13 protein-coding genes and 1 tRNA gene are annotated in these 11,900 nt (G+C 65.8%); 8 read left to right on the forward strand and 6 right to left on the reverse strand.

From position 1 onward, the window contains the following. Positions 1–182: 182 nt before the first annotated feature. Positions 183–635 (reverse strand): hypothetical protein, encoded by a 453-nt coding sequence (locus AAC014_RS01530; protein ID WP_339703324.1) that lies wholly within the window; start codon positions 633–635, stop codon positions 183–185. A gap of 159 nt (positions 636–794) precedes the next feature. Here AAC014_RS01530 and AAC014_RS01535 point away from each other — a divergent pair. From AAC014_RS01535 to AAC014_RS01560, 6 genes are all read left to right on the forward strand, one after another. After that, positions 795–871, forward strand: a tRNA-Arg gene (locus AAC014_RS01535). 344 nt (positions 872–1,215) lie between these two features. Continuing rightward, the gene (locus AAC014_RS01540; protein ID WP_339703327.1) at positions 1,216–1,698 is read left to right on the forward strand and encodes a UPF0262 family protein; all 483 of its coding nucleotides are present in this window, start codon (positions 1,216–1,218) and stop codon (positions 1,696–1,698) included. 27 nt (positions 1,699–1,725) lie between these two features. Beyond that, positions 1,726–2,280 (forward strand): dCTP deaminase, encoded by a 555-nt coding sequence (dcd, locus tag AAC014_RS01545; protein WP_121053732.1) that lies wholly within the window; start codon positions 1,726–1,728, stop codon positions 2,278–2,280. A 4-nt stretch (positions 2,281–2,284) separates the two neighbouring features. Next, positions 2,285–3,166 (forward strand): EamA family transporter RarD, encoded by an 882-nt coding sequence (gene rarD / locus AAC014_RS01550; protein WP_339703333.1) that lies wholly within the window; start codon positions 2,285–2,287, stop codon positions 3,164–3,166. A 4-nt stretch (positions 3,167–3,170) separates the two neighbouring features. Next, positions 3,171–4,451, forward strand: coding sequence for a UDP-N-acetylglucosamine 1-carboxyvinyltransferase (murA, locus tag AAC014_RS01555; RefSeq protein ID WP_339703336.1), 1,281 nt, complete (start codon positions 3,171–3,173; stop codon positions 4,449–4,451). Continuing rightward, positions 4,444–4,842 carry a DUF2948 family protein gene (locus AAC014_RS01560; protein ID WP_339703339.1) on the forward strand — a complete coding sequence of 133 codons (399 nt, stop codon included), beginning with the start codon at positions 4,444–4,446 and terminating at the stop codon, positions 4,840–4,842. The genes murA and AAC014_RS01560 overlap by 8 nt, the downstream gene beginning before the upstream one ends. Here AAC014_RS01560 and AAC014_RS01565 read toward each other — a convergent pair. Then, positions 4,839–6,365 carry an oligosaccharide flippase family protein gene (locus AAC014_RS01565; protein WP_339703342.1) on the reverse strand — a complete coding sequence of 509 codons (1,527 nt, stop codon included), beginning with the start codon at positions 6,363–6,365 and terminating at the stop codon, positions 4,839–4,841. The two genes, AAC014_RS01560 and AAC014_RS01565, sit on opposite strands and share 4 nt — an antisense overlap. Before the next feature lie 84 nt (positions 6,366–6,449). Next, the gene (locus AAC014_RS01570) at positions 6,450–7,133 is read right to left on the reverse strand and encodes a hypothetical protein (protein ID WP_339703345.1); all 684 of its coding nucleotides are present in this window, start codon (positions 7,131–7,133) and stop codon (positions 6,450–6,452) included. Positions 7,134–7,509: 376 nt separating this feature from the next. Here AAC014_RS01570 and AAC014_RS01575 point away from each other — a divergent pair, with 376 nt between their 5' ends. Beyond that, positions 7,510–9,426 (forward strand): PBP1A family penicillin-binding protein, encoded by a 1,917-nt coding sequence (locus AAC014_RS01575; RefSeq protein WP_339703959.1) that lies wholly within the window; start codon positions 7,510–7,512, stop codon positions 9,424–9,426. Here AAC014_RS01575 and AAC014_RS01580 read toward each other — a convergent pair. The 3 genes from AAC014_RS01580 to AAC014_RS01590 are packed head-to-tail and all read right to left on the reverse strand — an operon-like array spanning position 9,403 to position 11,206. Further along, positions 9,403–10,146 (reverse strand): SprT family zinc-dependent metalloprotease, encoded by a 744-nt coding sequence (locus AAC014_RS01580; RefSeq protein WP_339703348.1) that lies wholly within the window; start codon positions 10,144–10,146, stop codon positions 9,403–9,405. The two genes, AAC014_RS01575 and AAC014_RS01580, sit on opposite strands and share 24 nt — an antisense overlap. Further along, on the reverse strand, positions 10,143–10,586 hold the full coding sequence (locus tag AAC014_RS01585; RefSeq protein WP_339703351.1) for a YcgN family cysteine cluster protein: 444 nt from the start codon (positions 10,584–10,586) through the stop codon (positions 10,143–10,145). Before AAC014_RS01585 ends, AAC014_RS01580 begins: the two co-directional genes overlap by 4 nt. Then, positions 10,574–11,206, reverse strand: coding sequence for an SCO family protein (locus tag AAC014_RS01590; RefSeq protein WP_339703354.1), 633 nt, complete (start codon positions 11,204–11,206; stop codon positions 10,574–10,576). The genes AAC014_RS01585 and AAC014_RS01590 overlap by 13 nt, the downstream gene beginning before the upstream one ends. 61 nt (positions 11,207–11,267) lie before the next feature. On the opposite strand from AAC014_RS01590, the gene AAC014_RS01595 reads away from it, so the two are divergent. Continuing rightward, positions 11,268–11,900: an ankyrin repeat domain-containing protein gene (locus AAC014_RS01595; protein ID WP_339703357.1), complete on the forward strand. Its 633-nt coding sequence runs from the start codon at positions 11,268–11,270 to the stop codon at positions 11,898–11,900.

Below are 11,900 nucleotides of genomic sequence, written 5' to 3' on the forward strand. Positions count from 1 at the left end.
CAGTGTGCCCTTCTTTCTGCAGACCGCCCGGCAGGAACGGAGAGGAACCAGGGAAGACCGTTGGCTGATCAGTCTGCACGCACAGCTCTAGCCCCGGAATCGTAAACAAGGCGTAAACAGCACACGTATAAGTTGTTTGGACGGACAAAAAGTCGCGCGGGACGACTTTCCGTGAAGGCGCGTTAGCGGCTCAGCGCCGAGCGAAGCCGGGCGAAGGCTTCGAGATGACGCGCCCGATCGGCCTCGGCAGCCTCTCGCAGCGCCGCGCCCGATTCGGAGCCTGCCAGCGCCTCGGCAACCTCCGCAAACGGCGCCGCTGCGCGTTCGAGCCGGCTGAGCTGCAGTTCTGCTGCCGCCCACGCGCTTTCGCCCGCTTCGGCACTGGCGGCCGCCGCTACCGCGCTCTCCGCAGCCTTCAGCGTATCGGCCCATGCACCCCGCGCTACCGACAGGCGCGCTTCGAGCGTGGGAAGATCGGGCGCGGGCGTTGAAACCGCCGGCGGCGGCGCGGCAACGCAGGGACGCGCTCCAGCCGGCGCCGATTCGGCCGCAGGGCCGCACGGCGCATTCGGCGATCCCGGCACGCGCGCCAGCGATGGCCATTCGCCGCCACGGTCCGCGCAGGCGCCGAGCATCAGGGAAACGGCCAGAAAAGCCGGGAAAGCAAGGTATCGCATCGCGGCGGGACGATAGAGATGCCGCCCCTCAGCCGCAAGCGCGCGCAAACCGCCACGACAGTGCAAACACGGGCTTGAACACGATGCGCGAGGCGACTATGTAGCGCCCTCCCGTGCGCGCCCGTAGCTCAGCTGGATAGAGCATCAGACTACGAATCTGAGGGTCGGACGTTCGAATCGTTCCGGGCGCGCCAAATTTCTCTTTTTTTGTTGTGCCTCAGGCGCCGGGCGGCCGCATCCGCGGCCTTGGCTCTCCTCGCATAAGCTCGGGCGGCCGGTCGGCCTTGCGAACGAGTTCGGGTTTTTGTCCCTCAGGCGCCGGGCGGGTTTGTTTGTTGTCCCTCAAGCGCCGGGCGGCGACATCCGTCGCCTTGGCTTCCTCGCATAAGCTCGGGCGGCCAGTCGGCCTTGCGAACAAGTTCGGGTTGTTGCCCCTCAGGCGCCGGGCGGCCGCATCCGCGGCCTTGCGAACCCTGACGGGTTCGGGGGCGCTGCTTTCTGACTATCGTGTCGGCGTTTGCCCCGATAAAGCAGCGGCATGGGCGATTACCGCATTCTCGATGTCCAGCTCGACGACCGCACGATTCTGTGGCGGAGCGCGGATATCGAGCAGGAGCGGCGCGTTGCGATCTTCGATCTGCTTGAAGGCAACAGCTTCCGGCTCGTGACGGCGCGCGGCGCACCGCACGACGGCCCCTACCGGATTCGCCTGCGCGTGGAGGACGGGCGGCTCGCCATCGACATCGCGGATAGCGAGAGCGAGCATATTGAAACGATCGTGCTCGCGCTCTCTCCGTTCCGGCGCGTGATCCGCGAGTATTTCGCGGTGTGCGAAAGCTATTATCAGGCGATTCGGCAATCGACCGCGAGCCAGATTGAAACCGTCGACATGGCACGGCGCGGCATCCACAACGCCGCCGCCGAAACACTGATCGAACGGCTGAGCGGCAAGATCGAAGTGGATTTCGACACGGCGCGGCGGCTATTCACATTGATCTGCGTGCTGCACATTCGTGGCTGACGTTTTCTTCGAGAAGGGCCGGGTTACATGGCGGTGATGTCCGACAAATGGATTCGCGGGCAGGCGCTTGAGAACCGCATGATCGAGCCGTTCGTGGACAGCCAGCGCCGGGAGGGCACGATCAGCTTCGGCCTTTCCTCTTATGGCTATGACGCGCGCGTCGCCGACGAATTCAAGATCTTCACCAACGTTGATTCTGCGGTGGTCGACCCCAAGAATTTCGATTCGAACAGCTTCGTCGATCGCAAGACCGATGTGTGCATCATCCCGCCCAATTCGTTCGCGCTTGCCCGCACGGTCGAATACTTCCGGGTGCCGCGCGACGTGCTCGTCATCTGCCTCGGCAAATCCACCTACGCACGCTGCGGCATCATCGTGAACGTGACGCCGCTCGAACCCGGCTGGGAAGGCCACGTGACGCTGGAATTTTCGAACACGACGCCGCTGCCCGCGCGCATCTATGCCAATGAAGGCGCGTGCCAGTTTCTGTTCCTGCAGGGCAACGAGCCGTGCGAAACAAGCTATGCCGACCGCGCGGGGAAATACATGGGCCAGCGCGGCGTGACGCTGCCCCGGCTGTGAGGCCGTGACCGAGGAACAGACGCGCCGCGGCCTCGCGGCGGGCGTCGGCGCTTTCCTGATCTGGGGCACGATGCCTCTCTACATTCACATGTTCGCCGGGATTCCCGCAGCGGACGTGCTTGCCCATCGCGTGCTCTGGGCGTTCGTGCTGCTTGCCTTCGCCGTCGCCGCGCTCAGGGGCTGGCCCCGGCTTCGAATGGCAATGGCCGCGCCGCGCCTGATGCTGATGCTGGCCGCGAGCGGCGCGCTGATCGCGATCAACTGGCTGATTTATACATGGGCAGTGCTGAACGATCGGGCGCTCGACACGAGCCTCGGCTATTTCATGCAACCGCTGCTCAACGTCGCCATCGGCGTGCTGCTGCTGAAGGAAGCGTTTCCGCTTCCCAAACGCATCGCGATCGCGCTGGCGGCGATTGGCGTCGGTATCGTCACCGTGGTGCACGGATCGCTGCCGTGGGTTTCGATCGGGCTCGCGCTGTCGTTCGGGTTCTACGGTATCATCCGCAAATACACGGCCGTCGATCCGGTGACGGCGCTCGTCGTGGAAACCGGCTGGCTGGCCCCGGTCGCCGCCGGATGGCTGGCGATGGCGCCGCGCGACGTGTTCGGCCACGGCACGGCCATCGACATCGCGCTCGTCGGTTCGGGGCTCATCACCATCGTGCCGCTCGGCCTCTTCGGCTATGCGGCGCGGCGGTTGCCGCTCTCTACGATCGGAATGCTTCAGTATCTGGGGCCTTCGCTCGTGTTTCTCGCCGCCGTCTTCATCCTCGGCGAGCCGCTCGATATCGGCCGCCTCGCCGCCTTCGTCTGCATCTGGGCGGGGCTCGTCGTCTTCTCGATCGGCGGCTTACGTGCCGCCGCAAATCCCGCTAGACCATAACCCCATGGACAAGATCATCATTCGCGGCGGAAGGCCGCTTTCCGGACGCATCGCCATCTCGGGCGCGAAGAACGCCGCGCTGACGCTGATGCCCGCGGCGATCCTCACCGAGGAACCGCTGACGCTGCGCAACCTGCCGCGCCTCGCCGACGTCGACACGTTCGGCCACCTGCTCAACCAGCATGGCGTCTCGACGATGATCGAGGGCCACCGGCGCGGCGAATTCGGGCGCGTGATGACGATCAAGGCGGCGCGGCTGACCTCGACGCTCGCGCCCTACGATATCGTGCGCAAGATGCGCGCTTCGGTGCTCGTGCTCGGGCCGCTGCTCGCGCGCGCGGGCGAGGCGACCGTGTCGCTGCCCGGCGGCTGCGCGATCGGTAACCGGCCGGTCGACCTGCACCTGAAGGCGATGGAAGCGCTCGGCGCCGAGATCGAAGTGACGTCAGGCTATGTGAAGGCAACGACCGCGAAGGGCCTCGTCGGCGGGCGCGTCGAATTTCCGATCGTATCGGTGGGCGCCACCGAGAACGCGCTGATGGCCGCCGTGCTCGCGAAGGGCGAATCGGTGATCGAGAACGCGGCGCGCGAACCCGAAATCGTCGACCTCGCCAACTGCCTCAACGCGATGGGCGCGAAGATCGAGGGGCACGGCACATCGACGATCCGCGTGCAGGGCCGCACCAGCCTGCACGGCGCGACATATGCGGTGATGCCGGACCGGATCGAGGCGGGGAGCTATGCCTGCGCAGTCGGGACGGCGGGGGGCGAGGTGGAACTCGTCGGCGCCGATCTCGCCACGCTCGGCGTCGTCGCGGACCGGCTGCGCGATGCAGGGCTGGAGGTCGCCGCCACGGACGAGGGCGTCCGCGTGAAACGCAACGGGCCGATCCGCGCGATCGATATCGAAACGCAGCCGTTTCCCGGCTTCCCCACCGACATGCAGGCGCAGTTCATGGCGATGCTGGCGCTGGCCGAGGGCACCAGCCATCTCACCGAAACCATCTTCGAAAACCGCTACATGCACGTGCCCGAACTCGCGCGCATGGGCGCAGACATCCGCGTTTCGGGGCGCACCGCCGACGTGTACGGCGTCACGAAGCTCACCGGCGCGCAGGTGATGGCGACCGACCTTCGCGCCTCGATGAGCCTGGTGCTCGCGGGGCTTGCGGCGGAGGGCGAGACGGTGGTGAACCGCATCTATCACCTCGACCGCGGTTACGAGCATCTGGAAGAAAAGCTCTCCGGCGCGGGCGCCGACATCGAGCGGGTTTCTAGTGACTGAGCGGCTGCGGCTGCTGGCGGCGGACGAGGCGGATCTCGAAACGATTTCCGCGCTGGTGCAGGACGCCGCCGTGAAGAGCGGCGACATTGCCTATGATGCCAAAGCGCGGCGGCTCGTCATCATCGCCAACCGCTACCGTTGGGAAATCCGGCAGCCTTCACGCGTGCGCTGCGTGCTGCGGCTCGATTCGCTCACTGGTCTCAAGCGGCGGAACTGGCCATCATCCGACACGGTGCTCGATCTGCTCGCGCTGCGCTGGGAGAACGGCGGCATCGAGATCGATTTCGCGGGCGGTGCGGCGCTGCGGGCGGACGCGGAATGCATCGATGTGGAGCTGCACGACCTGAGCGGCCCGTGGGGCGCGAAACGGACGCCGCGACACCAGCTTTAGCGCTCAGCGTCCTTGAGCAGCTTGTCGCGCCCGGCGAAGAGCAGCCGGTCTTCCTCCTCGAAACCGCGATACCAGAGCACGATGCCGTAAGTGGCGAGGATCGCCGGCAGGCCGAGCACGAGTTCCCAGTAGGTAACCAGATAGCGCTGCACGAGAATGCCGACGGCGAAGGCCGCGCCGGCCGCGAGCAGCATCGGCCAGCGCCAGCCGGAAACCGGTTCGCCGAGCGTGGCGCGCAGCAGCCGCGATTTCACGACCGTTGCGAACAGCCCCGATGCGAGGAGCGCGGCGGCGGGGGCGATACCGTTCACCGCGGCATTCGGCGATTCGGCAGGAAACAGCTCCCGGAACAGCGGAATAAACAGCAGTGTAAGGCCGACCTGCACGCCGAGCGTCGCCACGGACAGCATCAGGTTGCGGTGCCGCGCGGTGTAGACGAGACAGGTTTCCGCGACCGCGCCCGTTACGTAGGCGATTTCAGCGAGCAGCAGCAGGTTGAGGATCATCGTGCCGCTGCCGAAGCCTTCGCCGACAAGATCGAGCACCGCCTCGCCGGTCATGCCGAGCGACAGGGCGATGCCGATCTGCGCGGCGAGAATCCAGAAACCGACCTGCCGCAGATGCCCGGCGATGACGGCATTGTTCGCCTGCTTGAGGCCATTGGTGATGACCGGCGCGAGGATCGGATCGAACGTCACCTTGAGCTTTTGCGGCAGCGTGACGACCTGCTGCGCGACATAATAAATGCCGAGCACGGCGGGCGTCGCGAACTGACCAAGAATCAGGAGATCGATGCGCCGCGAGGCCCATTCGATGGCGTCAGCCCCCGCGATCGGCAAATTTTCCCGCATCATGCGGAATAGGCGGACGGGGTGCGGCCGCCAGCCGCGCGGCAAGCCGAACAGACGCACGCACGGTACGATCGATGCGACGAACGCCGCGCCGAGCGAAACCGCATAGGCGATGATCATCGCGTCGGGCTTCCATTCCGGGATCATCGCGAGCGCAGCGGCGAAAATCGTGAGTACCCATGGCTCGACGATCGAACGTGCGGTGACCGTCGCGCCGACGCGGTGCCGATAGGCGAGCGCCGCGAGCGTGACGTCAGAACCGACGATGAAGATCGCCGTGAGCGGGAAGATCCTGTCCAGCCCCGAGATCTTGCTGTTGGGGAAGACGATCTGCGGCAGCGCAATCATGATGAGCGCGCCGATCAGCGACAACATCCACGCGAGCACGAGCCCATCGCCGACGACGTGGCTTTCGGGGCGATCGCCCTTGCTGAGTTCCTTGGCGAGGCCGCGCTTGAGGCCGATGGTGGCAAGCGCCGCCATCAACTCCACGATCATCGTGGCATAGGCGAAGCGCCCGAGCGCCTCCGCGCCGTAGAGCTGACCGGCGATGAACAGGAAAGGCAGGCGCGCCAACAGCCTGAGCACGAACCCGAAGAAGTTCGTGCGTCCGCCCTTCGCGAGCGCCGCGGTATCCGCGTCGCGCGTCCCGTCTTCCGCCTTTTCGGTCAAACCCGGCGCACCGGGTGGTTCGTCCTCATGGCACCGCTTTAGAGGATCGCGCGCCAAAGTGTGAGTGGATTTGCGCTGCCCGCCTCAGCCCAGAATCGCCTGGGCGCGCTCGATGTCCATCATGGCGGCGGCGCGGCTGGCGTGAAAACCCGCGAACGCGACCTGCTTCATCAGCGGGCCTTCCGAGAGCAGCAGCGCGTCACCGTAGACATCGAGCTGCCCAGCCGCCTGTTCGGCGCGGCGCAGCAGCGGCTGCACGAGCACCGCCGCAGCGAGGCTGATGTCGCCGTTCTCGGTGCGCGCGAACAGCCGCTCCAGCGCCAGCTTCACCGCGCGGCGTTCGGCATTCGCCTCCACGATCATCTGCTCTTCCTCGGTAAGCACAGGTCCGGTCGGAACCGGCGGCGGCAGAGCGGCAACCGCCACACGCGCGCGCTCGACCTGCGCCAGAAGATTGAGTGGCGGCCCCTTCGCGTCGGCAAACACATCGGCCGGGGGAAGATCGGCACCCGCCGAAAGATCCACGGGTTCGGTTTCCATGAGATCGGCGAGTTCGGCATCGATGTCGAAGGCGGCGACCTGCGAGCTGCCGGTCTCCTTCCGAATCTCTCCCGCAACGCGTTCCACGATGAACGGCTGCATCGCAAGGAAGGTCAGCACGAACAGCGCCGCCGCGGCCGTGAACAGGCCAGCCAGCATCCAGCGTTCATGCCGCGCGAGCGTGGCGGTCGCCGGAACCGATGGCACGAAGATGACTTCTGGTTTCATGAGCGACCAGCAATGTAATCGATCATGGGAACATCATGGTGAATTATTTCATTGTCGAACAGATTAAGTGATTGTTTACTTCCGTGTCTTGCGATGCCGAAATGAAACTGTTCCACATCTGAAGTAATTAACATCTTGTTAACCTCATCTTCAGCGGCAGGAAACGCCCCGGCGCTTCAGGCTGGCGAAAGGTCGGCGCTGGCAGTCTCTTCGTCGAACGGGTCTTGTTGCCGCCGCGATTGGCGCATACACGGCCCACACGGGGACGGTAACGGATACGCACGCCTTGGGCCGACTTCTGAAATCAGCACTGAAAATTTCGCTCGCCTTCGGAACCCTCCTGCTCGTCATCCTGGCGGTCGCGGTGGGCATCCAGATGTCGTCGCTGCCTTCGTTCGACGACATGATGCGGTCGCCGAACGGCCAGTCGATCCGCGTGCTATCGGCCGACGGCGCCGTGCTCGTATCGGTGGGCCCGTCCTACGGCCAGTGGCTGACTTATGACGAGATTCCCGATGTGATGGTGGATGCGATGATGGCGGTGGAAGACCGCCGCTTCCGCTGGCACCCCGGCATCGATCCGCTCGGCATCGCGCGCGCGCTGTTTGTGAGCGCGAAGACGGGCGACCGGCTGAAGGCGACCTCCACGATCACGCAGCAGCTGGCGCGCAACATCTTCCTGAACAACAACCGCACATGGACGCGAAAGGCGAAGGAAGGCCTGCTCGCGCTTGCCATCGAGCGCAAGTTCTCGAAGGAACAGATCCTCGAACTGTACCTCAACCGTGTGTATTTCGGCGGCGGCGCCTACGGCATCGACGCAGCAAGCCGCCGTTTCTACGGCCACAGCGCGAGAACGCTGAACCTGCCCGAGGCGGCGATCATCGCCGGTCTGGTCAAGGCGCCGTCGCGTTACGCGCCGTCCTCCGATCCCGAACGCGCCCGCGCGCGCGCCGCAGTCGTGCTGTCGGTGATCAACAAAATGAAGCCGCTGCCCGATCTCGCCTCCGCGCAGGCCGAACTGAAAGAGATCACGTTTGCGCCGCAGGCCCGGCAGAACAACGTGCGCTACTTCACCGACTGGGTGATGTCGCAGCTCGATATCCTGACCGACGAGACGGTGGAGCCGCTCGTCGTGCGCACGACATTGCTGTCTTCCATGCAGAAGGCAGCGGAAGACGCTGTCCGCACGCAAACGCCCGCCGGGGCGCAGGGCGCGCTTGTGGCGCTTTCGCACGACGGCGCCGTGCGCGCGATGGTGGGCGGCAAGGATTATGTCGAATCGCTCTACAACCGCGCGACGATCGCCGAGCGGCAGCCGGGTTCGGCATTCAAGCTGTTCGTCTATCTCGCCGCGATCGAAAGCGGCGTGCTGCCCGACGATCTCGTCGTCGACGAGCCCGTGCAGATCGGCGGCTGGAGCCCGCGCAATTCGAACGGGCGCTTCGCCGGGGAGATGACGGTGCGGCAGGCGTTCGCGCTTTCCATCAACACGGTCGCGGTGCAGCTCGGCGCGCGTGTCGGCTTCGATGCCGTCGCCGACATGGCGCGGCGCTTCGGCATCACGACGCCCGTGAGCCGCCAGCCTGCAACGGTGCTCGGCGCCTCCACGGTCCGACTGATCGATATGACCTCCGCCTACGCAGCCGTGGCGCGCGGCGGCATCGAGGTGCGGCCCTATGCTGTCACCACGATCGAAACCGGGCGCGGCCGCAAGCTTTATGAGCGCCAGGCGGAAAATCCGCGCGTGCTCGTCGCGCCATGGGTCGCCGCGAACATGACCAATCTGCTGCAGGCGGCGGTCGAGACCGGCACCGGCCGTCAGGCGCAGATCGACCGTCCGCTCGCGGGCAAGACGGGCACGACCAGTTCCAACAAGGACGGCTATTTCGTGGGCTTCACCGGCGATCTTACCGCCGGCGTCTGGATGGGCCGCGACGACAACAAGCGTGTCGGCGGGCTGCAGGGCGGCGTCGCACCCGCGCGCGCCTTCGCGTCGTTCATGCGCGTCGCGACCAAGGGGATGCCGGTCGTGGAGCTGAACAGCAAGATCCAGATCGATGATACGCTGAGCGAGCCCGATGCGGAGGTCTATGGCCTTGACGGCACGATCGCGGGGTATCCGGACGAATATTACCGCGGCGGTCCCGATTATCAGGGCGCGATCGAGGTGCCGGTAGACGGCGACGGCAACCCGCTGCCGCGTGTGCACAGGCCGGGGACACTCGACAATGCGTGGCTGGAAGAGGCCGCGCCGCCCACGGAACCCTCAGCGGCGCCCGATCCAATGTAGCGCGGCGCCGTGCGCGGCGAGCCAGCGCGTCGCCTTGCGCGCGGTGGCACCCGACAGGCGGCTGCACAGAGCGTGAAACTCCGGCCCGTGATTATGGTGGACGATGTGCGCCACCTCGTGCGCGGCGACGGCACGGCGCACATATTCCGGCGCCATCACCAGCCGCCAGCTGAACGCGAGCGCGCCCTGGCTGCTGCAGCTGCCCCAACGGCCGGTGGTATCGCCGAGGCGGATCGGCGGCGGCGGCAAGCCGATCTCGGCGGCAAGCGCCGCGCAATCCTCCGCGAGCAGCCGCATCGCCTCGCGCCGCAGCCAGGTTTCAACGCGGCGCGGCAGTGCCTCCGCAGGACCGCCGATAAGGAGCACGTCGCCCTCCAGCCGGGCGGTGCGCGGCAGATCGGCCCGCCATTCGATCCTGATTTCGGTGTCGCCATAGGGAATATCGGCCCCCGGCGCGAACGGGCGCGGCGTCGGCCATTTCTGCGTGCACGCCGCGATCCACGGCTTCTGCGTTTCAAGAAAAGCGGCTGCGCGACGGTGCGAAATGCCATTGGGCAGCGTGAGACCAATGCAGCCGAGCGCGGCATCGGCGCGCAGCGTCATGCGCCGCGCGCGCGGGCTGACGCGCACGCGCAGCGGCACAATGCGGCCATCGATATCGAGCACGTCGGGGAGAACCGGTTTTCGCGACAGCGTGCGCCGCAGAAACGCGAGACTCACAGTTCCCGGTCCAGCATATGATGTTCGAGGGGACCGGCCTCGTCCTCCGAAACCGTCCATCCGCTTACCGATTCGCCGGCGCGCTTCACGCTTTCCGGGTCGCCCGTGATCAGCGGATGCCATTCCGGCAGCGGCTCGCCGCGTTCCAGCAAACCGTAGGCGCAGGTGGAGGGGAGCCAATCGATGCTGCGCAGCTTCGCCGGGGTGAGCCGCACGCAGTCTGGAATGTGCGCGTGGCGGTTGCGATAATCCGAGCAACGCCCCGTGCGGCGATCGAGCAGGCGGCAGGCAACGTTGGTGGCGACGAGCTCCCCGGTATCCTCGTCCTCCAGCTTGTGCAGGCAGCATTTGCCGCAGCCGTCGCAGAGCGATTCCCACTCCGCGCGCGACATGTCTTCAAGACGCTTCGTTTCCCAGAAACGCGGCGTCAACGCACCCATTTCGCAAGGCCTGCGGCGATTGCGGCCGCATCATCCGCGCGCTCGAAATACATAACGGGCTTTCCGTCCGGGTCCATCAGATAGATGAAGGCGCTGTGATCCATCAGGTAGTTCTGCGGATCGGTGCCTTCGCCCTTCGCGGCATAAACACGGTAGGCGCGCTTTGCAGTGTCGATTTCCGCCTGCGTGCCGGTGAGACCGACGAGGCGCGGGTGGAACGCCGCCACGAACTCCTTGAGCACGGCGGGCGTATCTCGCGCCGGATCGACGGTCACGAACACGGGCTGCACGCGTGCGCCGAGGGCAGGATTCGACGCTTCGAAACTTTTCAGGCCCTGCGCAATGCGCTGCACATCCACAGGGCATACGTCCGGGCAGAAGCTGTAGCCGAAATAGATGAGGCGGTACTTGCCCTTCAGGCTGTCGTTGGTGACGCGCTTGCCGTTCTGATCGGTGAGCGCGAAATCGCCGCCGATGGGCGCACCGGCGAGCGGCGGCTCCTCCACGCCCTGCGCGGCGGGCTTCGGCGCGGCGAGCCAGATGAACGCCGCGACAAGCGCGACGGCCGCGGCAAGCAGCAGCGCAATGCGAAGAAAGGAGAGGCGACGCGGTTGTTTCATATTCAGCTTGTCCGGCCTATAGACCAGCTTTGCCCCCGGGGACAAATCGGATCCGTGCCACATGTCCAGCCTGCGTAATCTTGCCGCTCTTCTCATGACGTTCGCCGCACTGTCGCTCGCCGCGCCCGCCGCCGCACAGTTTTCGGACCGCTACAATTTCTTCAAGGCGGTGAAAGAGGGCGACGTGCTGAAGGTGAAGTCGATGATCGACCAGCCCGGTTCGACACTGATCGACATGCGCGACAATGATTCGGGCGAAATGGCGCTGCACATGGTGACGCGCCGCCGCGACGTGCCGTGGATGAACTTCCTGATCGCCAACGGCGCCAGCGTGAACGTGCGCGACAAGGACGGCAATACGCCGCTGCACGTCGCCGCGCAGCTCGGCTACATCGACGGCATCCAGACGCTGGTGCGCCGCAAGGCGGATGTAAACGCGGTGAATAGCCGGGGGGAAAGCCCGCTCGTCGTGGCTGTGCAGCAGAGGAACGCCATGGTCGTGCGTGAGCTGCTGAACGCGGGCGCGAAACCCGATCTCGCCGACCATGTCGCAGGAATGTCCGCGCGCGATTATGCCGAGCGCGACCGCCGCGCCGCCGCGATCGTGCGCATGTTCAAGGACAACGACAACAAGGCGAAGGCTGACGAAACGAAGCCGACGACCGTGCTGCCGCTGCCGAACCCGGGCAACTGA

It is taken from the genome of uncultured Sphingosinicella sp. (assembly GCF_963974575.1).
Taxonomy (GTDB): domain Bacteria; phylum Pseudomonadota; class Alphaproteobacteria; order Sphingomonadales; family Sphingomonadaceae; genus Sphingosinicella.

Excerpts from the sequence above, each read along its gene's own strand:
- AAC014_RS01530 (WP_339703324.1), bottom strand. The coding sequence starts at position 635 with ATGCTCGGCGCCTGCGCGGACCGTGGCGGCGAATGGCCATCGCTGGCG.
- AAC014_RS01540 (WP_339703327.1), top strand. The coding sequence starts at position 1,216 with ATGGGCGATTACCGCATTCTCGATGTCCAGCTCGACGACCGCACGATT.
- dcd (WP_121053732.1), top strand. The coding sequence starts at position 1,726 with ATGGCGGTGATGTCCGACAAATGGATTCGCGGGCAGGCGCTTGAGAAC.
- murA (WP_339703336.1), top strand. The coding sequence starts at position 3,171 with ATGGACAAGATCATCATTCGCGGCGGAAGGCCGCTTTCCGGACGCATC.
- AAC014_RS01570 (WP_339703345.1), bottom strand. The coding sequence starts at position 7,133 with ATGAAACCAGAAGTCATCTTCGTGCCATCGGTTCCGGCGACCGCCACG.
- AAC014_RS01575 (WP_339703959.1), top strand. The coding sequence starts at position 7,510 with ATGTCGTCGCTGCCTTCGTTCGACGACATGATGCGGTCGCCGAACGGC.
- AAC014_RS01585 (WP_339703351.1), bottom strand. The coding sequence starts at position 10,586 with ATGGGTGCGTTGACGCCGCGTTTCTGGGAAACGAAGCGTCTTGAAGAC.
- AAC014_RS01590 (WP_339703354.1), bottom strand. The coding sequence starts at position 11,206 with ATGAAACAACCGCGTCGCCTCTCCTTTCTTCGCATTGCGCTGCTGCTT.
- AAC014_RS01595 (WP_339703357.1), top strand. The coding sequence starts at position 11,268 with ATGTCCAGCCTGCGTAATCTTGCCGCTCTTCTCATGACGTTCGCCGCA.